This window comes from Caballeronia sp. INDeC2 (assembly GCF_023631325.1).
GTDB lineage: Bacteria > Pseudomonadota > Gammaproteobacteria > Burkholderiales > Burkholderiaceae > Caballeronia.
The window spans coordinates 164,352-185,685 of record NZ_JALQDG010000027.1 but is presented as its reverse complement, the minus strand read 5'-3'; the positions used below and the strand labels follow the sequence as shown (position 1 = coordinate 185,685).

At 64.0% G+C, this 21,334-nt stretch carries 21 protein-coding genes; 9 read left to right on the top strand and 12 right to left on the bottom strand.

Annotated features, from left to right (window positions below):
- The first annotated feature begins 48 nt into the window (after positions 1–48).
- Complete coding sequence (locus tag NCS28_RS16410; protein ID WP_250514805.1) at positions 49–1,041, top strand: LysR family transcriptional regulator; 993 nt, start codon at positions 49–51, stop codon at positions 1,039–1,041.
- A 16-nt stretch (positions 1,042–1,057) separates the two neighbouring features.
- Here NCS28_RS16410 and NCS28_RS16405 read toward each other — a convergent pair whose 3' ends face one another.
- A complete protein-coding gene (locus NCS28_RS16405) occupies positions 1,058–1,354 on the bottom strand; it encodes a YciI-like protein (protein WP_250514804.1) in 297 nt (98 codons plus the stop codon).
- Positions 1,355–1,502: 148 nt separating this feature from the next.
- Between NCS28_RS16405 and NCS28_RS16400 the strand changes: the two genes are divergently transcribed.
- Together NCS28_RS16400 and NCS28_RS16395 are read left to right on the top strand one after the other, a co-directional pair.
- Positions 1,503–1,739 carry a hypothetical protein gene (locus NCS28_RS16400; RefSeq protein ID WP_250514803.1) on the top strand — a complete coding sequence of 79 codons (237 nt, stop codon included), beginning with the start codon at positions 1,503–1,505 and terminating at the stop codon, positions 1,737–1,739.
- 140 nt (positions 1,740–1,879) lie between these two features.
- Positions 1,880–3,697 (top strand): OmpA family protein, encoded by a 1,818-nt coding sequence (locus NCS28_RS16395; RefSeq protein WP_250514802.1) that lies wholly within the window; start codon positions 1,880–1,882, stop codon positions 3,695–3,697.
- A 102-nt stretch (positions 3,698–3,799) separates the two neighbouring features.
- On the opposite strand, the gene NCS28_RS16390 is transcribed toward NCS28_RS16395, so the two are convergent.
- On the bottom strand, positions 3,800–4,288 hold the full coding sequence (locus NCS28_RS16390; protein ID WP_250514801.1) for a hypothetical protein: 489 nt from the start codon (positions 4,286–4,288) through the stop codon (positions 3,800–3,802).
- A 204-nt stretch (positions 4,289–4,492) separates the two neighbouring features.
- Between NCS28_RS16390 and NCS28_RS16385 the strand changes: the two genes are divergently transcribed.
- A complete protein-coding gene (locus tag NCS28_RS16385; RefSeq protein WP_250514800.1) occupies positions 4,493–4,744 on the top strand; it encodes a GlsB/YeaQ/YmgE family stress response membrane protein in 252 nt (83 codons plus the stop codon).
- A gap of 64 nt (positions 4,745–4,808) precedes the next feature.
- Here the strand turns inward: NCS28_RS16385 and hutI are convergent, their stop codons facing one another.
- The 3 genes from hutI to NCS28_RS16370 all read right to left on the bottom strand — a co-directional run bounded on the left by hutI (position 4,809) and on the right by NCS28_RS16370 (position 8,307).
- Positions 4,809–6,029, bottom strand: a complete 1,221-nt coding sequence (hutI, locus tag NCS28_RS16380; protein ID WP_250514799.1) for an imidazolonepropionase — start codon at positions 6,027–6,029, stop codon at positions 4,809–4,811.
- On the bottom strand, positions 6,026–7,699 hold the full coding sequence (hutU, locus tag NCS28_RS16375; protein WP_250514798.1) for a urocanate hydratase: 1,674 nt from the start codon (positions 7,697–7,699) through the stop codon (positions 6,026–6,028). Before hutU ends, hutI begins: the two co-directional genes overlap by 4 nt.
- 143 nt (positions 7,700–7,842) lie before the next feature.
- Positions 7,843–8,307 (bottom strand): Lrp/AsnC family transcriptional regulator, encoded by a 465-nt coding sequence (locus NCS28_RS16370; RefSeq protein WP_250514797.1) that lies wholly within the window; start codon positions 8,305–8,307, stop codon positions 7,843–7,845.
- A 130-nt stretch (positions 8,308–8,437) separates the two neighbouring features.
- Here NCS28_RS16370 and NCS28_RS16365 point away from each other — a divergent pair, with 130 nt between their 5' ends.
- Positions 8,438–9,064 carry a LysE family translocator gene (locus NCS28_RS16365; protein WP_250514796.1) on the top strand — a complete coding sequence of 209 codons (627 nt, stop codon included), beginning with the start codon at positions 8,438–8,440 and terminating at the stop codon, positions 9,062–9,064.
- 2 nt (positions 9,065–9,066) lie between these two features.
- Here NCS28_RS16365 and NCS28_RS16360 read toward each other — a convergent pair whose 3' ends face one another.
- Entirely contained in the window at positions 9,067–10,290 is a 1,224-nt protein-coding gene (locus NCS28_RS16360) for an ROK family transcriptional regulator (protein WP_250514795.1), read from the bottom strand.
- A gap of 213 nt (positions 10,291–10,503) precedes the next feature.
- Between NCS28_RS16360 and NCS28_RS16355 the strand changes: the two genes are divergently transcribed.
- A complete protein-coding gene (locus NCS28_RS16355) occupies positions 10,504–10,713 on the top strand; it encodes a hypothetical protein (RefSeq protein WP_061118349.1) in 210 nt (69 codons plus the stop codon).
- Positions 10,714–10,725: 12 nt separating this feature from the next.
- Here NCS28_RS16355 and NCS28_RS16350 read toward each other — a convergent pair whose 3' ends face one another.
- The 3 genes from NCS28_RS16350 to NCS28_RS16340 all read right to left on the bottom strand — a co-directional run bounded on the left by NCS28_RS16350 (position 10,726) and on the right by NCS28_RS16340 (position 15,592).
- Positions 10,726–13,695, bottom strand: coding sequence for an EAL domain-containing protein (locus NCS28_RS16350; protein ID WP_350029797.1), 2,970 nt, complete (start codon positions 13,693–13,695; stop codon positions 10,726–10,728).
- 155 nt (positions 13,696–13,850) lie between these two features.
- Complete coding sequence (locus NCS28_RS16345) at positions 13,851–14,624, bottom strand: hypothetical protein (protein WP_250515035.1); 774 nt, start codon at positions 14,622–14,624, stop codon at positions 13,851–13,853.
- 545 nt (positions 14,625–15,169) lie between these two features.
- Positions 15,170–15,592 carry a hypothetical protein gene (locus NCS28_RS16340; protein ID WP_250514793.1) on the bottom strand — a complete coding sequence of 141 codons (423 nt, stop codon included), beginning with the start codon at positions 15,590–15,592 and terminating at the stop codon, positions 15,170–15,172.
- A 326-nt stretch (positions 15,593–15,918) separates the two neighbouring features.
- Here NCS28_RS16340 and NCS28_RS16335 point away from each other — a divergent pair, with 326 nt between their 5' ends.
- Entirely contained in the window at positions 15,919–17,139 is a 1,221-nt protein-coding gene (locus NCS28_RS16335) for an EAL domain-containing protein (protein WP_250514792.1), read from the top strand.
- 3 nt (positions 17,140–17,142) lie between these two features.
- Here NCS28_RS16335 and pip read toward each other — a convergent pair whose 3' ends face one another.
- Positions 17,143–18,129 carry a prolyl aminopeptidase gene (gene pip / locus NCS28_RS16330; RefSeq protein WP_250514791.1) on the bottom strand — a complete coding sequence of 329 codons (987 nt, stop codon included), beginning with the start codon at positions 18,127–18,129 and terminating at the stop codon, positions 17,143–17,145.
- Positions 18,130–18,285: 156 nt separating this feature from the next.
- Here pip and NCS28_RS16325 point away from each other — a divergent pair, with 156 nt between their 5' ends.
- Entirely contained in the window at positions 18,286–18,999 is a 714-nt protein-coding gene (locus NCS28_RS16325; RefSeq protein WP_250514790.1) for a lysophospholipid acyltransferase family protein, read from the top strand.
- A 7-nt stretch (positions 19,000–19,006) separates the two neighbouring features.
- Here NCS28_RS16325 and NCS28_RS16320 read toward each other — a convergent pair whose 3' ends face one another.
- Together NCS28_RS16320 and pcaQ are read right to left on the bottom strand one after the other, a co-directional pair.
- Complete coding sequence (locus NCS28_RS16320) at positions 19,007–19,375, bottom strand: response regulator (protein ID WP_250514789.1); 369 nt, start codon at positions 19,373–19,375, stop codon at positions 19,007–19,009.
- Positions 19,376–19,574: 199 nt separating this feature from the next.
- On the bottom strand, positions 19,575–20,513 hold the full coding sequence (gene pcaQ / locus NCS28_RS16315; RefSeq protein ID WP_250514788.1) for a pca operon transcription factor PcaQ: 939 nt from the start codon (positions 20,511–20,513) through the stop codon (positions 19,575–19,577).
- Positions 20,514–20,628: 115 nt separating this feature from the next.
- On the opposite strand from pcaQ, the gene pcaH reads away from it, so the two are divergent.
- A complete protein-coding gene (pcaH, locus tag NCS28_RS16310; protein WP_250514787.1) occupies positions 20,629–21,330 on the top strand; it encodes a protocatechuate 3,4-dioxygenase subunit beta in 702 nt (233 codons plus the stop codon).
- Positions 21,331–21,334: the final 4 nt, after the last annotated feature.

Genomic DNA, 21,334 nt, shown 5'->3' with positions numbered 1-21,334 from the left:
GCTTTTTCCGCGCATCGCCACTCAATCGTTATAAAAGGAAAACTCAACGTGATCGATCGCGTCCATGCCATGCGTGTCTTCACGCGTGTCGTCGATACGAACAGTTTCACGCGCGCCGCCGAGTCGCTCGGCATGCCGCGCGCGAGTGTTTCGACGACCGTGCAACAACTCGAAGCGCTCGTCGGCGTGCAATTGCTCGCACGCACGACGCGGCGCCTGAATCTCACCGTCGACGGCGCCGCTTACTACGAGCGTTGCGCGCAAATCCTCGCGGATATCGACGAACTCGAATCCGGTTTCGGCGCGGGCGAGGAGCGTCTGCGCGGACGGCTGCGCGTCGAGATGCCGGATACCGTCGCGACGTCGATCGTCGTGCCCGCGCTGCCGGAGTTTCATGCGCGCTATCCGCACATCGAGTTGTCGATCGGCATCGGCAATCGCAATGTGGATTTCGTAGGCGAAGGTGTCGATTGCAGCGTGCAACTCGGCGAACTGCCCGATTCGGGTCTGATCGCGCGCCGGCTCGGCATGCTCGAACAGGTGACGTGCGCGAGTCCGGCGTATCTGGACCGGCACGGTACGCCCGAAACGCTCGACGACCTCGCGCAGCACGTCGCGGTCAATTGCATCTCGGAGAAAAGCGGCCGCCCCGCCGACTTCGATTTCGATGTCGACGGAGAATCCGTCACGATGAAGATGCGCGGCTTCGTGCAGGTCGCCGACGAGCATGCGTACCTCGCATGCGGCATCGAAGGGCTGGGGATGATCCAGCCGTTGCGCATCGCGGCGCAGCCGTATCTGCGCTCGGGGCAGTTGCGCGAATTGCTGCCGCAATGGAAATCGCGGCCGCTCAAGGTGTCGGTGGCGTTTCTGAAAAGCCGTCAGGCGACGCCGCGTGTGTCGGTGTTCGTCGACTGGCTCGCGACGCTCTTCGAGCGTTCGCAGCAGATCGACGACACCCTGACGAGCCTCTATCGCTCGGCGCAGCGCCGCGGCTCCACCCGCCGGGATCGTCCCGAGGAAGAAACCGCCGACGCGTGAGGCCCGCGTCGTCGCGCTATCTCACGGGCGTGGCGGCATTCGCGCCCACGACCGTGTTCCACTTGCGCACTTCCCAGCGCTCGACCAGCCCGTTCTTCACGTACGGATCGTTCTTCGCGAAATCTTCCGCGGCGGCGGGCGAGTTGCTGTGAAACAGAAGCATCGCGCGATCCGCGGGCGCATCGAGCGCGCCCGCGAGCACGATGTCTCCCCGCTCGACCGCCGCCCACGCGAGGGCGAGATGCGCGTCGCGAAACTGCGCGCGGCGCTCCAGATAGTCCGAACAGAGTTCGTAGATCAACAAATAGTGCATCGCCGTCTCCTTTCAGTAAAACGGTGCCGGATTATCGAGCTAGTTTGTCCTATTTCCGAGATAGAAACCAAGAGTTCAATCGGAAGTCTCTGATCGATTAACGATAGCGTATCGAAGATCATATGCGGAACGTCAAATGGATTCCGCCATGAACCGCAATCAACCTCCCTGCAACGCGTGCCCGAAGCACGATTGCCGCACCTGCGCGTGGACGTCGCCGCTCGACGCTTCCTACCGCACGCTCATCCATTCCCACTCCATGCTGTCGCTCGTCGCGCTTGCCGTGAAGGATGCCGAACCCGCGCCCGCAAAGCCGTCGTGGCTCGGCATCGCCGGCAAACGCATTCTCAAATTCTTCGCCGACCTGAGCTTGCGCGCACGCTAAAGAAGGCGCAACGCGAATCGCGTTAATGCACCGTTTTCGTAAAGAAGTATGCGCGGTTCTTTTTAGGATAACTGTGCATATAGAATGCGCTGCACAATTGCGCTTGCGTTAAGCGTTCATGTCGAAAGGAATTTCAGTCGATGAGCATCAATCTGGTCCAGGCGGTCAATGCCGCAATCTCGGAACACATCGCGGAGCAGTTGTCGCAACAATTCGGCATCCCCGGTCAGATCGTCCGGCAGCTCGTGACACGCATCGCGCCCGGCATGGTCGCGTCGCTGATGGACCGGGCGACGCTCGTGCCCGGCTCGCAGTCGGTGTACGCCGTCATCATGCAGCAGGAGACCAACGCCCATATCGCGGATCATCTGTCCAAGCTGATCGCGACCACCGGCGGGCTCAAACAGCTCGAAGCCAACGGTCACGCGCTTGCCGCGCTCGCGACGGGCCAGCGCGTCGATGCGCTGTCCGACGCGGTTTCCGCCGAAACCGGCGTTCCCACGCAGGCCACGTCGGCGCTCGCGGGCATCGTCGCCGCCGTGCTGTTCGGCATCATGAAGCGCCACTTTCTGCTCGCGCAGTGGGGGCTGCCGCAGGTGCCCAAGCTGCTGCGCGATCAGGTCGGCGAAATCAATACGTCGATGTCGAACGCGGTCGCCACGGCCATCGGCGTCGGCAATACCGAAGGCTTCACCAGCTGCATCACGCCGCGACTCGATACGGTCGCATCGAGCCTGGAACCGCGCATCGATGCCGATGTCGCGCTGGCAACAGCAGTCGCGCCCGCGGCCGTCGTGCAGACGCCTCCCCCTGCGCAAGCTGCGCCGGTTTCGAAGGCCGCACCGCCCGCGCCGCCCCCGATGCGCGCTCCGGTGCGCAAGCCCGCGCCGAAACGTTCGAACAAGTGGATCTGGCTGCTCTTCGCCCTGTTGGCCGCCATTCTCGCGCTGGTTTATTACCGCGGCTTCACGCACGGCGGCAGCGTCGATCTGAGCGCGGCGCCCGCCACACAGCAAGTCACGGATATGTCGACGCCGGCTTCGTCCGCGGCGCTGTCGACTACGGCGGCCACCGACAATGCGCCGGAAGCTGCGCCCGTGAGCGCGCCGGTTACAACCGCGGCGGCAACTCAAACGGCATCGGCGCCGAAGGCCGCTCCCGCTTCCTGGAAAGACGCGCAGTTGGTGTTCAGCGTCAACGCGTCAGGCGTCCCGGCGATCGAGGCGACGGTGGGCACGGAAGCAGAGAAGAAGCATCTGATCGACTCATTGACCGCCCGCTTCGGAAAAGCTTACACGGCGGACGTTACCGTCGTCCCCGAAACGCGCCCGGCGACCTGGCTCTCGCGCCTGAACGACTTTTTCCCGCTCATGGCCCTGCCCGGCGCGGAAGCGAAGGTCAGCGGCTCTAAAGTCGAACTGAGCGGCACGGCAGCGAACGGGAAGCTCGGCTGGACCGATCGTCTGAAAGGCACGCTCGGCGGCATGTTCCAGGTCGCGGCGTTCGACGTCGACGGCGCCGTCGCCACCGCGACGCAGTCCTTCCGCAACGCGATGAAGAGCCTCCTCGCCACTGACACACCGTGCTCCGGCGACAAGCTGACCCGCGTGCTCGACCTTCAGGTGGTCAACTTTGCGCGCTCGAGCGCCCAAGTGCCGGAAAGCGCCTACTCCACGCTCGGCGAGACGGCACAATTGCTCAAAAGCTGCGCCGCCAAGGGTTCGATGGTGAATCTCGAAGTCGCGGGCTATTCCGATGGACAGGGTGCAGCATCGGCGAAGCTCGAAGTATCGAAGGAACGTGCTGAGGCTGTCCGCGGTTACCTGGTGCGAAATGGCGTGCCGCCTCAATCGCTCACGGCCACGGGTTACGGCGATGCCAATCCCATTGCCGACAACGATACCGCGAGCGGACGTTTCGCCAACCGCCGGATCGAATTCGTCGTCCGGAACCGCTGAGAGCCGAACCGACTCGCGCAATTTCTCACGACGCCGTCGCACGAAAGTGCGACGGCGTTTTTCTTTGGTCACGCGATGAAGGCGACGCGCCGTGCAGCCGATTCAGTTCGGCTTCGCGAAATCGTTCTCCGCCCAGCGCTCAGCGCTCGCCTTGCTGAGCTTGAATGCCGGCGACACACGCACGTGCGCCAGTTGCGCGCCGTACGCATCGAAGGCTTTGAGATTGGCGTAGGGATCGTCTTCATCGGGAACGATCTCCAGCGTGACGGTCACTTCGTCGCCCTGCACGTCGACGGTAATGTTCTTGTTCAGCATCGCGTGACGTTGCTGCTCATGGCGGCGCAACACTTCCGACGCCGTCTTGACCAACGTGCGAAACGCGTTTGCATCGAGCGGCTTCGGGTTTTTCTTGTCACGGCCCATCGTCCACGGACCGACGAGCGCGGGCTCCGCCTCGCCAGCCTGAATCATCTCGACGGCCCAGCCGTCGTCGTCCTCGTTCTTGATAACGCGCGCGGTCCAGCCGTCGTCGCGCCAGAGGCGATCTTCGTGGATCGCGTCGTCGCCGGAAGGGAATTCGGAATCGGTCATATCGTAGCAAGGCTGCATTGAGGCAATGCGACGAATTTTACCTTGCGCGACGCACGGGGCATCGTTCCTGCTTGGAGGAATGGCCAGACGGCCAGTGTCATACCCAAACGCATTGCGCCGTGCTACTTTGAACGTACCGGGACCGTCCGGAATCCATCGGCAACGCAATCAAGAAGCCGTAAAACTCTGTCAAGGAGCAACCGCATGTTTGCATTCATCGGCACTTTGATCGTCGGACTCGTCGTCGGGCTCATCGCGCGCGCGCTCAAACCGGGCGACGACAACATGGGCTGGATCATGACCATCATCCTCGGCATCGCCGGCTCGCTGATCGCGGGATACGTCGGCCGAGCGTTCGGCTGGTATCAGCCGGGACAGCCGGCGGGATGGATCGCTTCGGTGATCGGCGCGATCATCCTGCTCGTCGTCTGGGGAATGATCCGAAAGCGCACGTAACGCCACGCTTCATCGTTTCTTTCTTGGCGCAACGCCTCGTCCCGCCCGGACGAGGCGTTTTGTTTCATCCCGCGATGCGCTCGAAATCGATCTCCGAGCCGCCACGCACGACGCGATTCGGCAGCGCGCCGCCGAGCCAGTACGAAAGTTCAGCAGGCCTGTCGATTTGCCAGGCGACGAAATCCGCGGCCTTTCCGGCTTCGAGCGATCCGTGCGTCGCTTGCAAACCGAGCGCTCGCGCTGCATGCATCGTCACACCGGCGAGCGCTTCTTCCGGCGTCAGGCGAAACAGCGTGCATCCCATGTTGAGCATCATGCGCAACGAAAGCGCCGGCGACGTGCCGGGGTTCAGATCGCTCGCCAGCGCGATCGGCACGCGATGCCGCCGCAACGCGTCGATGGGCGGCGACTGCGTTTCACGCAACATGTAGAACGCGCCCGGCAGGAGCACGGCGACGGTGCCGGACTGCGCCATCGCGATGGCATCGTCCTCGGTCATGTATTCGAGATGATCCGCCGACAGCGCCCGATAGCGCGCCGCAAGCGACGATCCATGCAAGGACGATAACTGTTCGGCGTGCAACTTCACGGGTATGCCGAGAGCTTGCGCGCGTCGAAACACGCGCTCGACTTGCTGCGTCGAAAACGCGATGTGCTCGCAAAACGCATCGACGGCATCGACGAGGCCTTCTTCGACGAGTGCCGGCAGCATTTCATCGCAGACATAGGCGATGTAGCCGTCCGCGCGGTTCGCGTATTCGGTCGGCAAAGCATGTGCGGCGAGACACGTCGCGCGCACGGTGAGCGGCAGCGCATTGCCGATCCGTCGCGCCACGGCGAGCATCTTGCGTTCGTTGGCGAGATCGAGCCCGTAGCCGGATTTCACTTCGAGCGCGGTCACGCCCTCGCGCATCAGGCCGACTGCGCGCCGCTTCGCGGCTTCGAACAGCGCGTCTTCGCTGGCTTCGCGCGTCGCGCGCACGGTGCTCGCGATGCCGCCGCCGCGCGCCGCGATCTCCGCGTAGCTCACGCCTTCGAGCCTCTCTTCGAACTCGCCGCTCCGATCGCCGCCGAAGACGAGATGCGTGTGGCAATCGATCAGCCCCGGCGTCACCCACGCGCCGTCGAGATCGACACGCTCGCCGTCACCGATCGCCGGCGCCGCCGCGGACGGCCCGATCCAATCGATGCGGGCGCCGTCGGTCAGAATCGCCGCGTCTTCGATGATCGAATACTTGCCGCCGGCCATCGTCGCGGCGTGGCAGTGATGCCAAACGGTTTTCATCGCGTGATCATCGGCAAATCGAGGCCTTGGTCGCGCGCGCATTCGATCGCGATGTCGTAACCGGCATCGGCGTGGCGCATGACGCCCGTCGCCGGATCGTTGTTCAGCACGCGCGCGATGCGTGCATCGGCTTCGCGGCTGCCGTCGCATACGATCACGACGCCCGCGTGCTGCGAGAAGCCCATGCCGACGCCGCCGCCGTGGTGAATCGAGACCCACGTCGCGCCGCTCGCCGTATTCAAAAGTGCGTTCAGAAGCGGCCAATCGGATACGGCGTCCGAGCCGTCCCGCATCGATTCGGTTTCGCGATTCGGACTCGCGACCGAGCCGGAATCGAGATGATCGCGGCCGATCACGACCGGCGCCGACAGCTCGCCGTTGCGCACCATCTCGTTGAACGCGAGGCCGAGCTTCGCGCGCTGGCCGAGCCCCACCCAGCAGATACGCGCCGGCAGGCCCTGAAAGCTGATGCGCTCGCGCGCCATGTCGAGCCACCGATGCAGATGCGCGTCATCGGCGATGAGTTCTTTCACCTTCGCGTCGGTCTTGTAAATATCTTCGGGATCGCCGGAGAGCGCGGCCCAACGGAACGGCCCGACGCCGCGGCAAAAGAGCGGACGGATGTAGGCCGGCACGAAGCCCGGGAAATCGAACGCGTTGTCGACGCCCTCTTCCTTGGCCATCTGGCGGATATTGTTGCCGTAATCGAACGTCGGCACGCCCTGTTCGCGCAACGCGAGCATCGCGCGGACGTGCTCGGCCATCGATTGTTTCGCGGCTTTCACCGTCGCCGCCGGTTCGCTTTGCGCGCGATCGCGATACTGCGCCCAGGTCCAGCCCTTCGGCAGATAGCCGTTGAGCGGATCGTGGGCGCTCGTCTGATCTGTAACCATGTCCGGTCGCACGCCGCGGCGCACGAGCTCGGGCAGGATGTCCGCCGCGTTCGCGCACAGCGCGATTGAAATCGCGCGGCCTTCCGACGTATAGCGCTGGATACGCGCGAGGGCGTCGTCGAGATCGGTCGCCTGTTCGTCGACGTAACGCGTCTTCAGACGGAAATCGATGCGGCTTTGCTGACATTCGATGTTCAGCGAACATGCGCCCGCGAGCGTCGCCGCGAGCGGCTGCGCGCCGCCCATGCCGCCGAGACCGGCGGTGAGCACCCAGCGGCCTTTGAGCTCGCCGCCGTAATGCTGGCGTCCGGCTTCGACGAAGGTCTCGTACGTTCCCTGCACGATGCCCTGGCTGCCGATGTAGATCCAGCTACCGGCGGTCATCTGCCCGTACATTGCGAGGCCCTTCGCGTCGAGCTCGTTGAAGTGCTCCCAGTTCGCCCAATGCGGCACGAGATTCGAGTTCGCGATCAGGACACGCGGCGCGTTCTCATGCGTCTTGAACACGCCGACCGGCTTGCCCGACTGGACAAGCAGCGTCTCGTCCGCTTCGAGCCTCTTCAGCGTCTCGACGATCTTGTCGTAGCACGCCCAGTCGCGCGCCGCCCGGCCGATGCCGCCGTACACGACTAGTTCCTTCGGATTCTCGGCCACGTCGGGGTCGAGATTGTTCATCAGCATGCGCAGCGGCGCTTCGGTCAGCCAGCTTTTGGCGTTGAGTTGCGTGCCGCGCGGCGCGCGGATCTCGGTATCGCGAAAACGGGAGGGTGAAGTCACGAGTGCTCCTGCGCATCAAGAAAAAAAGAGTGTCGATGGACGCGCCATCGATTAAGTCTCATGTTCTTGTATATACAACTTGGGTTGTATTAGGGGAATCCCGAAGCTTTAAGCGCCGTGTTTGCCTCGTCGTTGTATAGACATCAAGGCACCGGGAGACCGCTGTCGCGCTTGACCTCTCGCAACGAAAGCATCGATTCGACGGCCGTCACGCCCGGCAAGGTTCGCAAGACGTCGCGCATGAAGACGCCGTATTCGTCGAGATCGCGCGCAATGATCTGAAGCAGATAATCCGCGGTGCCCGACACGTTGTGACACGAGACGATGCGCGGTATGCCCTGAATTTCGCGTTCGAAGCGATCGGACAGCGCGCGATCATGGACGCTGAAACGCACCTGCGCAAAGGCGACGACGCCCAGATCCAGCGCCTTGCGCGACAGCACCGCGCGATAGCCGTCTATATAGCCCTCGCTTTCGAGACGCTTGAGCCGGCGCGCGCACGGCGTTTCGCTCAGGCCGACGCGCTCGGCTAGTTTCGCGACAGGCATGCCCCCGTCCTGCTGAAGCGCGGCGAGCATCGCGCGGTCGATACGATCGATCTCGGTCATGGAGCTTTCCCCTTTTATTGATGCCAATTTTAGGGGAAAGTCGTTGCGCATCAGTTTTTACCGGCATAAAAAGGCCCGAAAACGCTCGTTCCGAAGTGGCACGATGTAGCCTTCGAAACAGGAGCACATCATGGTCTCGGCACACTTGCTTTGGGTTTTCATCGGCGCGCTTGCGGTCGTCTACGCGCTGCCGGGGCCGGACATGGCGCTCGTGCTTCAGACGAGCGGCACCCGTGGTTTCCGTCACGGTCTCGCGGTGGCCGGCGGACTCGCCACGGCGCGGGCGACGCACGTGACGCTGTCGGCGCTCGGCGTCGCTGCGCTCTTGCGCAGCGCGCCGTGGCTTTACGATGGCGTGCGCATCGCGGGCGGCCTGTATCTCTCCTACGTGGCGATTCAGATCTTTCGCTCGCCGGCATTCGGACTCGACGCGACGCCCGGTCAGGCAACCGCATCGACGCGGCGTTCGGCGTACGCCAGAGGCATTCTGAGCAGCATCCTCAATCCAAAGGCGCTGCTGTTCTGCTCCGTGCTGCTGCCGCAATTCGTGCGTCCGCAGTCCGCGCCGGTCTGGTCGCAGGTGCTCGAACTGGGCGTCGTGCTGGTCGCGGTCGGCGTCCTGTTCGACCTCACGCTTGCGGCAGGCGCGGTGCGGATTTCCGGCTGGCTCCGCCGCCATCCGAAAGCGCAGACCGTGCAGCGCTGGACATTCTCCGCCGCGCTGCTCGCGTTCGCCGCGCGGCTCTCGCTGGACTGAAATCAGGCTTCGAGCGGCTTCAGAAAGAGCTCGTGCTTCGGCGCGAAATGCGCATAGAGCGGCAGGATCGCGCCGCCCATCGCGCGGGCGTCGGGGCCGATCTGCCCTTCGACGAGACGCGGGCGCGTCATGCCTTGCCAGTCGAAGTCGGCGAGCGCATCGCCGGTGCGGCGGATGACCTCGCGCAGCAAGGTCCGGTCGATTTCCCCGTCGATCACCACGGCTTCGAGATCGAGCAATGCGGCCGACGATGCGATGCCCGTCGCGATCGCGGGACACGTCTGTCGCATCCACGCATCCGATAGCGCGCGCAACGCCGGCGACATCGCCCGCTCGTCGTGCGCTGCGGCGGCCGGCGCGCCCGCCGCGGCGAACGCCTTCTCGAGCACATACACCGACGCCGTGTCGAGCAATTGCCCCGCGCGCTGCCCTTTGCCGCGGCCCATCAGCGGCAATGAGCCGATGGCGCCCGCGTTGCCGCTCGGGCCCGCATGCAATCGGCCGTCGATCACGAGCCCGCCGCCGATGAACGTTCCGATGAACACGTACAGGAAGTTGCGCAGCCCGCGTCCCTGGCCCATCACCAGTTCGGCGGCGCACGCGGCCGTCGTGTCCTTGGCGAACTCGACAGGCAGCGCCGACATCGCTTCGATCCGCTCGCGAATGTCGATGTCGTCCCAAGCCGCGAGCGCGTCGGGCGGCGTGTCGAAGAAATCGCGCCAGCCGCTGAGCCACAACGGCGCAGCGACGCCGACGCCCGCGATCTTCCGCGCGCCATCACCGAGCGCGCCGATCGTGCGCGCGAGCCGCTCTTCCAATGCTGGAAAGAGCGTTTGCGGATCGGGATACGGATAGGCAAGCGTCTCGCGCGTGCGTACGTTGCCGGCGAAGTCCATCGAAAGAACATCGAGACTGCGCCGCCCCACTTTCACGCCGATGGAGAACGCGCCGTCCGCGCGCAGCGAAATCGGCACCGACGGCTGACCGATACGTCCGCGCACACGCGAGCGCGGCTCTTTCGCGAGCAGGCCGTCCTCGATCAGATGATCGACGATCAGCGAGACCGTCTGCATCGACAGACGCGTCATGCGCGCGATATCGGCTTTGGGCAACGCGCCGTGGAGCCGGATCGTCTGCAGGACGATGCGCTCGTTGAACTGGCGCATGCCGAGCTGATTCGAACCGACGGAATGCGCCGAGGCTTTGCGCGCGGGCGGCTCAGACATCGGCCCGCGCCTCTCGGGGCGGACGCGAGCGCCGGACATCGTTCATGTGTTCGTCCCCGTTCGATTAAATCCAGTTTTTTTATTTAGTAAAGACGTCCGCGACGATTTTATCAAGCGCCGTTCCAAAAACCGCACGCGCGATGCAGGTCGATTTTTTTTCGCGATTTTTAGTCGGTTATCTTCGACGAGAACCGTCATCACCGAAAAACAGCCATGAGCACACTCGAAGCCCTCCACGCGATCGTCAAGGACGAGAACGCGCCGCAGATCATCCGCGATCACATCGTCGATTCATTACAGTTCGCGCTGCGCAATCACGCCGGCTATTTCACGCGCAAGGAGATTCAATGGCTTGCGCAATGGGACGACACGCGCATTCCGATTGCGGCGGCCAAGGTATTGAACGAGATGAAGACGGCTTGAGCCGCGTGGTGCTCAGTGCGTGCCCGAGGCGCGCGCGTGCCATTCGTAGTCGAACACGTTCGCCTGAGCCGGCTCCGACAGACCTTCGACGAAACTGATCACTTCCGGATCCTTCACGAAACTCGCGGCCGAGCTCGCCGCGAGGATCGCCGAGCTATCCTGCGGCCGCGCCACCAGGAAGCCCTGCACGTAGTCCACGCCGATCTCCTGCAACGCGCGCAACGTGTCGACGTCCTCGACCCACTCCGCGACGCTGCGCATGCCGAGATTGCGCGCCAGTGCGACGATCGCCTCGACGATCGCGATATCCGCCGGATGCGCGCACATCGAGCGCACGAATTCGCCGTCGATCTTCAGCGCATCGGCGGATAGCGCCTTCAGATATTTGAACGACGTGTAGCCCGCGCCGAAATCGTCGAGCGCGATCTTGCCGCCCATGTCGTGCACGCGCGCGATGAAGCGCTGCGTGTTCTCCAGATCGTGCAGCGCGACGCTCTCCGTGATCTCGAGGCACAGGTAATGCACAATCGACTGGTGACGCGCGAAGAGCGCGAAGATGTCCTCCATGAACTGCTCGTCGTTCAGCGAGCCGCCCGACAGATTCACGCAGATGAACTGTGTGTTGCCGAGCCGATGCTGATGCGCCTCGATCCAGTCGAGCAGCGTCGAGATGACCCAGCGATCGATCGCGGCGATATTGCCCGACTCCTCCGCCGCGACGATCACCTTGCCCGCGGGCAGCGTCGCGCCGTCGGGTGCGCGCATGCGCAACAGAACTTCGAAGTTGAGCGATTCGGTCGGCGCGGACAGCGACATGATCGGCTGCATCACGAGGAAGAGTCCCGGCGGCAGGCGATTGCGCCCGAGCGTCTCGACGAGCTTCAGTTCCTCCGCGCGCTCCTCGAACGCGGCCGCGCCCTTGCGGTACGTGACGAGATGCGTATGCGCGACCTTCTTCGCTTCACGGCACGCGCGATCCGCGTGAGAAAGCGCGTCTTGCACGCGCACGCCCTGCGAGCATTCGACGAGACCGATCGACGCCTTCACCTGGAACGCGCGATTGCCGACTTGATACGGCGCGTCCGAAAGAATCGAAATGAGCTCGCGACATTGCGCGATGGCGTCTTCGATCGACGTGTCGTGCATCACGCAGACGAACTCGTCGCCGCCGATACGCCCGACCGGATAGCTGCGCGCGAAGTGCGCCCGCGTGCGCGCCGCGACCTGGCGCAGCACTTCGTCGCCGCTGCGATGGCCGAAGAGGTCGTTGACGAGCTTGAAGCGGTCGAGATCGACATATGCGAGCGCCCACGGCAGCGTCTCTTCGCTCTGCGCGGCGATCGCCTTCTCGACGCCGCGGCGATTCAGCGAGCCCGTCAGCGAATCGTGCTCCGCGAGAAATCGTAACCGCTCGACGGCCTTCGAGCGTTCGGTCGTGTCCTGCAGCGAGCCTTCGATCCAGCCGTTCGAGCGGATCGCTTTCAGCAAGTAGCGTCGCTCGCCGGTGCCGCGCTCGGGTGAGCCGCCCATTTCGAGTTCGCCATCGCTGCCCTTCGACGCCAGCGCCTGCAACGCGCCCCATGCGCCCGCCTCGAAATAGTCGTTCCAGTGGCGCGCCTTGTAGTCGCTCTTTTGCAGATCGAGCATCGCGCGCAACGCGGGATTCGCGCGCACGAAGTGACCGTCGGCATCGAGCGTGAAGAGGCCGATCGGCGTGACTTCGTAGGTATTGCGCAATTCCATCTGCGCCTGGCGGCGGAAATCCCGCTCGGCGCGCATCTGCTCGGCGATCGCGAAGGCGGCCATCATGCTCGACGACAGCGCGGCCATCACCGTATTGACGCCGCCGACGAGCACCTTCAGGCCGAAGGCCGCGCCGAGGACTTCGGAGAACGTCGAGAACAGCACCACGCCGAGCGACGCGACATACCAGAGCACGGTGCGCGAGCGCGCCATCCACACGAGCCGCGCGAGGAAGAACAGCAGCACGCAGATGCCGAAACCGGCGATGACCCAGAGCGTCGGAATGAAGAGCGCGTACGGCAATGCGAACGCGGCCGCCAGCAGCACGATGCCGACATATTGAATCACCCGCAGCAGCCAGCGATAACCGACCACGCGCAACTCGCGCCGGAAAAGCTGCTGGAACAGCGCGGCCGTCAGCAGGTAATACGCGGCGAAGGTGAACTGCCGCAACGGCTGCATGAAATCGGAAGGCAGCATGCGGCCGAGCCATTGCATGTCCCAGCCCATCGCGTTCGCGCAGAGGCGCAGATTGCCGACCAGCCACACGGCGAAAATCACGTAGGTCCATTCGTGATTGATGAGCGCCGTGACGAACACGAAAACCGCGAGCGTCAGCAAACCGCCGGCGATCAGCCCCGAGCTTTCCTGAAAATCGAGCGCCGAATTGCGCAGGCCCTGCCATTCCCACGCGTACGCATTGATTTGCGCGGGACCAGAAAAAGTGCCGCGGCACAAGACGCTCTCGGCCTCCTTGATACGGCCGACCTGAATGGAGAAGCCGGCCTTCACCACGCGCATCTCGCCGCTCACGCCTTCGCGATCCGCCTGGCCGAGCGGCGCGAGCGTGCGCGCGTTCCAGCAGGCAAGCGTTTGCGCATGGCGTGAAGGCAATTCGACGACCGTCGACGATTCCGCGCTCATGCTGGGCGTCGTGAAGCCGAACCAGATCGGCTTTTCGGAGAGACGTGTGCTGTAGCGGGAGACGGGCGCGGCGCCTTGCAGCGCTTCGAGCGCATCGGCGGGCGTCATGATGCCGCCTTTATCGGCGACGACGTGCAGTTGGAGCGGAACCGCGCCGCGCGTTTCGTATTGGCGCGGCAGGAAATAGAGCGTCGCGATCGTACCGAGCAGAATCAGAATCGGCACGGCGTAAACGGCGACCGCGTACAACGCGTCGTCGATCCACGAGCCCGTGCGTCTGAATCTCGATAAGGAAGCTGGAATAACCGACGCCATACCTGGAAAAACCCCCGTTTGCGCCCAGCGAGAACTGCGCCGGCGCAGACAGCGGCGGAGCGCGAAGAATCCCGTGCGCCGCCGCTTCTTGGCCTACCGGACCGCTTTGCGGCCCGGTTATTCGCTTTTACCTTCCTGGATACGATCGTGCCTTTTCACCTGCCGTAAGCCATCAACGGGGCTTCCGGGCATCGTACCGGTTCCCAGTCAAAAGATAAATCTACAGAATGCAAATCGATGTCGGGGTGATGCGTGTGCACCATGTAATTGAAGAGCGGATGACGGGCTTCTTCCCAGCGCTGACGTGCCGCGGCGACGTCCTTCGCGAGCACGCGATGCGGCAGGCCGCCCACGTGCGACATCGGCAAAAATTCGCCCGCGCCGAAAACATCCTTGAAGAGCATCGCCTCATACTCCCGATCCAGCGGCGTACGCGCCGTGATCACCATGAAATCGATCCCATGCAATTCGCAGAACATCCAGAGCGCCTTGCACAACGCCACCTTGACCACCCGGCCCACCATCCCGCCCGCGACGCCGAGACGCGTCGCTTCCGCGAGGCGGCTCGTCGCCAGATGCTCGGGCAGACGCACCGATTGCTCGACGGCGAGCGGACCATAGGCATTGGTCTGAATGCGCATGGTGCCGAGCGGCGCGCCGTCCAGCTTGGATTCGGCGAGAAGCACAGCCGTGCCGCGGTCCCAGTCCGAGGACTCGATCGTCATCTTTTCGGCGAATTCGGGCAGATGCCGCCCATAGGCCGAACGTCGGATGCTCACGGCTTTCTGCAATCCAGCATCGTCTCGGACGATACGAATAGTAAACGGCATGCGCTCCGTTTTCTGAAGTGCGGGCACTACCGTGAGAGTCGGGCGAACCGCCGGTTCGGATTGGTTAGCGGCGGCGTTGGCAAGGTTCAGGCGTTCCATTTGTAAACCCCATTTTTTCTTGGCGATTGGAAAGATGCCGCGTGTCAAGGACGTTTATTGAAGGGTTCCTTACACGGGCGAATCGAGCCTCTCACGAAGTCGAACAACGGGGTGCGCGCTTGCCACTGTTTCTCAGCAACTTTCGAGCTAAAGCTGTGGAAGAAAGCCTCTAATCGACGAAAAGCCAATCGCCGGTAGCCGCCCAAAACCAAATGCGCATATGCCGTACAGGAATATGCCGAGCCCGAAGAGGGTGAAAGAACGAGGGCGAGCAGCCACCAATCGACGCGAGAGGCAATCAGGAGAATAGCGTTCGCAGAACCGTCGCGGAGCATCGCGTAAACGCTGGAAAACACATATAAAACAGGGCTCGGTAACGTTTGCTTACACTTTTTCTTCGCATAATGTGCGGCGCGGGAAACGCGCTGAGCCGGGGGAGTGGAAACCGGAGAGATAAACGAAAAGCGGGCGTTCTTGAGGAACGCCCGCTCTATCACGCCATATTCATGGCGGCTGTGTGTATTCCGCCAAAGCGGATTAAAAAATCAGTCGTCTTCGTCGAGCCAGGGAATGTCGACATCGGTAATGAACGCGACCATCGCGAGCGGACGGCCTTCCTGCCGCCCGATATTGCCGTCGGCGCGTTGCCACTCGCAGCGGAAAATCGTCGCCGGCGTATCGGCCAGCAGCGTGATCGTGCGAATCTCGTCCGGATCGTTTTCTTCGACGGGGCCATCGAGCGAGACGAGCAATTGCTGGGGCCACGCGCCGTCGGCCGGATCGTAGATCTTGTCGCCGTCGTGGATGACCACGTGGGCTTCGACGCCGATCGTCGCCGATGCCTCCACGATCATCTTGCCGAGCGCGCGCAGCACGGCGGTGGCGCGGCCCGAGTTGGCCTGGCGGATCGCGAGATCGCCGCGTGTCAGCGCCTGCTCGAGTTTGGGATTGGTTTTCTGTTGCGCCATATCTCTCTCTAGGGGTTCGTTGCAGCTTTCGACGAGCGCGGCCCGGCTTAAGTTGCAGGCGGATCGTAGCATCGCACCAACAAAGATAGGTCGCGAGGGCTCCGGCGGCAAACCGGGGGCGGCCGAAGCGCTCTGGACATATAGACGACTTGGCTGCTCAAGTTTGCGCACGACCGGCCGATATTGCGCTCATCCCCACCGAATCGCGTGACCGCCGTGCCGTTCATCGACCTGACTGCCCCCTTGTGCGTTCGTCTGCCCGCGCTCGCGTCCCGTAAGCCGTCTCCGGGCGCCGCGCCGCGCCCGGCGTCCAACCGCGCCTGAACGTGCTGACGGGACAATCGGAAGTCGTCGACGGCATCGCGCTGCGCACGCATCTGCAACCGATCTACAGCCTGCCGCATCAACGCGAAGTGGGCTACGAGGCGCTGTTGCGCGGCGAGACGGGCGGCGGCGCGCTCGTCGGGCCGTTCGATCTCTTCGGGCGGGCGATCGTCGCGGGCAAGCTGACCGAGCTCGACCGCATGAGCCATCTCGCGCATCTGCGCAATGCGGCGCCCCTGCTGCCGGACGCGCAGTGGCTCTTCCTCAACATCAATCCGGCGACCTTCACCGATCCGGGCTACGCCGCGCGGCTCGCCTCCGCGACGCGCGAAGCGGGCCTCGCGCCCGAGCGCCTCGTGATCGAAGTGCTGGAATCGGGCGGCACGGATGTCGAAGAAATCGCGCGCGCCACGCACACGTTTCGCGCGCAGGGCTTTCTCGTCGCCGTCGATGATTTCGGCGCGGGGCATTCCAACATCGACCGGCTGATCACGCTGCGGCCGGACATCGTCAAGCTCGATCGCAGTCTCGTGCGCACGAAAAGCCCGCACATGCGCGACGCACTGATGCCGAAGCTCGTCGATCTGCTGCACGAATCGGGGATGTTCGTGGTCGCGGAAGGCATCGAGACGAGCGACGATCTGATGCTCGCCGCGCGCTCGAACGTCGATTTCGTGCAGGGCTATCTGTTCGGCATGCCGTCGGCGCGACTCGCCGAACGCGGCGCGGCGACGCCGCTTTTCGAAGACGTGTTCGACGCGCTCGCCCAGATGCGCCGTACCGAGCGCCTCGCGGGCGACCTGCTCCTGCTGCCGTATCGCGCGGGGCTCACGCAGGCCGCGCGGCGTTTCGCCTCGGGCACGACGACCGAATCCGCCTGCGCCGATCTGCTCGCGCTGCCATGCACGCTCAGTTGCTTCTTCCTCGATCAGGCCGGACGCGAGTTCATGCCCGGGCTCGCGGGCGCGGCGGCGATCGCGCCGAGCGAGCGATTCGCGCCGATCGCGGATCCGTCGACCGGGCGCTGGGACAATCGCCCGTATTTCGTCGATGCGCACGCGAAACCGCAGCAGGTCATCACGAGCGCGCCGTATCTCTCCGTGACGGGCACGTCGCTGTGCGTGACGCTCACGGTCGCGACGCAACGCGCGGAGAAGCCGGTCGTGATCGGCGCGGACCTCGACTGGCGCAAGCTGACCGAAGCGACGCCCGCGGTTTTCTGAGCTTTAGACAGCGCTTTTCGCCTGCGCGATGGCATCGGCAAGCGCCGCCGCGCCCGCGCGCAACGCCGCGAGATTGCCCGGCTCGAACGTCCAGTGCCCCGCCGCGTTCACGACGGCCAGTTCCGCGCCGGGCCAGTGCGCCGCAAGATCCACGGCCTGATCGGCCGGGCACACCATGTCGAAGCGGCCATGCACGATCCGGCAAGGCAGATGCGCGATGCGCGCGACGCGCGGCAATAGCGGCGAAGGCGGCAGTTCGTTCGCCATGTAGTGACGCTCGAGCAGCGCCATCGAGACGGCGGCGGAGTTGGCTTCCGCGCTCGGGCGTTTCTCTTCCTCGGCCGGTTCCTTCTCCGGCTTGTTGACGACGGACAGCGTCGTCTCGTAGTGCGTCCACGCGCGCGCGAGCCGCGTGCCGGCCTCGTCGAAACGCGCGAGCGGCGCTTCGGTCATCTGCAAGATTTCTTGCGCGTTCGCGGGACGCTTGCCGCACGCCGCCTCGATCGCATCGAGAAACGCGCGATGCGCCTCGGGAAACACGCGCCGCACGTCCCATAGGAACCAGTCGATGTCCTCGCGCCGCGCGAGAAAGATGCCGCGCAGCAGGAAACCCGTGCATTGCTCCGGATGCGCGACGCCGTATGCGAGGCCGAGCGTCGTGCCCCACGAGCCGCCGAAGATCGCCCATCGCTCGATCTTCAGCGCGACGCGCAGCTTTTCCATGTCCCCGACGAGCGCATCGATGCCGTTCGCTTCCAGCTTGCCGAACGGCGTCGACTTGCCGCAGCCGCGCTGATCGAAGAACACGACGCGCCACTTGTCCGCTTCGAGCACCTCGGCCCATTTCACGTTCATCGCGCCGCCGGGGCCGCCGTGCACGACGAGCATCACGGGCGCGTCGTGCGGGCCCTGCGCGCGCCAGTAGATCGAGTGGCCGTCTCCCACGTCGAGCATGCCTTCGTCGAACTGCACCGGCGATTGATTGTCCATTGCGCTTTCCTTGCTGAATGTGTTTCGTCGGGGTCCATTGTTGCACCGGTTCCATGTCACCGCATGACGCGGAATGCCCGTCCTGCGCGTTTCGCCCGATACGCTATGCTTGCGGATTCCCGCCGTTGGTCATCCACCCGTCATCTACGAATCCCGATGCGACGCACCCTCGTCAAGTGGCTCTTTGCAACCTATCTGCTCGGCAGCGGCATCGTCTGGTCGATTTTGATCCTGCCGCTCTTTCCGTTCGTCGGCCGCAACGGGCGCTACCGGCTCGCGAAGCTCTGGTGCCGCGCGATGGTCGCGATGATGCGCGTCATCACCGGCGTCACGTGTTCGATCGAAGGACTGGAGCATCTGCCCGACGGGCCGTGCATCATTCTGTCGCGACACGAGTCGACCTGGGAGACGCTCTCGTTCATGGCGCTCTTTCCGCGGCGCATCAGTTTCGTGTTCAAGCACGAGCTCATGAACATTCCCTTCTTCGGCTGGGTGCTGCGCGGCCTCGACATGGTGAGCCTTAATCGCGGATCGATCCGTCAGGCGCACGCCGCCGTGACGCGCGAGTGCGCCGCGCGGCTGAAGAAAGGCGATTCGGTGGTGATCTTTCCGGAAGGCACGCGCGTCGCGCATGATGCTCCGCTTAAGCTCGCGTCGGGCGGCGTGCGCCTCGCCTGCGCGACGAAGGTGCCCGTCGTGCCCGTCGTGCACGACGCGGGCAAGGTCTGGCCCGCGAAGGGCTGGCCGGACCGCGGCGGACATATTCGCGTGATCGTCACGCCTTGCTTGCCGCTCGATTGCGAGATCCCGCAAGAGTTGAACCGCCTCGCGCAGTCGCAGATGGACGTGGCGCTCGCCGAATTGCGTTAAGCGGCGCTCAATATAGCGGCCGCTTCTTCGCAGCACACAAGCGATTGACCGCGGAAATCAGCGTTTCCATGTCGACGGGCTTGCGCAGATAGCCGTCGTAGCTGACGAAAGCCGGCGGATTCGGATGCCCCGAAATCATCAGGAAAGGAATGTGCGCGAGCGCCGCGTCGTTCTTCATCGTCTGACAGAGCAGCGCGCCGCCCAAGCCGGGCATCATCCAGTCGGACACGACAATGTCCACTCTCTCTTCCCCGAGTATCGATAACGCTCCGTTGCCGTCGAACGCGCATAAGACGGTGCAATCCTCGCCTTGCATGCAGAGGGTCCAGGCTTCGATGGTGGCGGGGTCGTCGTCGACGAGCAGTACTGTCTTCATCTTGCGAACATGGTCGGGTGCGGCGCGTGTGTGCGGGAATGTCCGCGACAGAGGCGGCGGACAACCCGGATGTGACCGCCGCCATCGCGGTTTGTTGCAGTCACTTCGTAGCCGCCGCTTTTGTCATAGTATTTCTTTCGCGCAAAACGTGCGCGGTAAATGCTGCTTCAGCAACTTGCGCGCCGCCCGGCGCAGCCGGTCATTTGCTCCCGGCGCGTGAACGGCCGGCTTCGCGCAGCGCATCGACAAGCGTTTCCTCCACCGGCGTGCGCGCGGCGTCATTGCGGCGGATCAGGCCGATGGGCTCGTCAGTGCCGGCAAAGGGCATCGGCAGCGCGGCGAGCAGCCCGAGTGCGATGTCCTGCTCGACCGCGCCGGCGGGCACGAACCACACGGCGTCGTTGTTCATCGCGAGCGAGCGCCCGAGCGACACCGACAAGGTTTCGACGAGCGCCGTCAACGCATGCGCGCCGAACGCCGTCAGCACGCTTTCGGCCGATTGACGAATCAATGTGCCGAACGGCGGCACGACGATCACGAAGCGCGCGAGCAACGCGGGCGTGAGCGGCGTCTCGAGCGTGAGCGGATGCTCGCGGCGCACGACCACCGCAAGCGGCTCGCGATAGATTTGTTCGAAGGACAGCGCGTGCATCGCCTCCGGCTCCGACAGCCGCCCGACGACGAGATCGACATCGCCCGCCTTCAGCTTCTCCAGCAGCAGCGCGTTCGAATCCGTCCAGACGGACAGCGAGACGGCCGGCCACTGCTGACGGAACGACATCAGCGCGGGCGAGAGCAGCACGGGCGCGACCGTCGGCAAGATGCCGATCGCAATGGACCCGGGCACGTCGCCGCGTTCGCGCAGGAGCATGTCGACGCCCTCGCGCAAGGACGCGACACACGCGCTCGCGTGCGGCGCGAAGAGCCGCCCTTCGCGCGTGGGCACCGCGCCGCGCCGCCCGCGCTCGAACAGCCTCACGCCTAGAATGGATTCGAGCTCGGCGATCGTTTTGGAAACCGCGGGCTGCGTGATCGACAGGCTGTCGGCGGCGCGCTGCACGCTGCCGAGCTGCGTGACGGCAAGAAAACACTGCAGATGCCGGAACTTGACGCGGGTGTTGGTGAAATCGGTATCCATGACGATCCGTTATGCAAGATGGCACGAAACATCATTTTCCATAACTTGCATCGTTCTATAAAGTAGCCGTCAGAAACATCCTATTCAACTTCCACAAATACAGGAGACAGTCGACATGACCTCCCCCATCCTCACACCGCGCGATTGGGAATCCCATCCCGCGTATCTGTCGCCGGGTTACAAGTCGTCGCTTCTGCGCAGCCCGGGCTTGCCGCTCATTCCGCTCAAGGAAAACCTGCGCAATCGCCGCGTGCCGGTCTATGGTGCTGACGATCTGGGCGTGCTCGACAACGACCTCACACGCAACGCCGCGAAGAACGGCGAACCGCTCGGCGAGCGCATCATCGTGACGGGACAGGTGCTCGACGAAGGCGGCCGTCCGGTGCGCAACACGCTCGTGGAAGTGTGGCAGGCGAACGCCGCAGGCCGCTACGTTCACAAAGCCGACCAGCACGACGCGCCGCTCGACCCGAACTTCCTCGGCGCGGGCCGCTGCCTGACCGACGACGAAGGCCGCTATCGTTTCATGACGATCAAGCCGGGCGCGTACCCGTGGGGCAATCACCCGAACGCTTGGCGTCCGCAGCACATTCATTTCTCGCTCTTCGGCGAATATTTCGGCTCGCGCCTCGTCACGCAGATGTACTTCCCCGGCGATCCGCTGCTCGACCTCGATCCGATCTATCAGGGCATTCCCGAGCACGCGCGCAAGCGTCTCGTCTCGTCCTTCTCGATCGACACGACGCAGGAAAACTACGCGCTCGGCTACGAATTCAACATCGTGCTGCGCGGCCCGGATCAAACGCCGACGGAGTAATCGA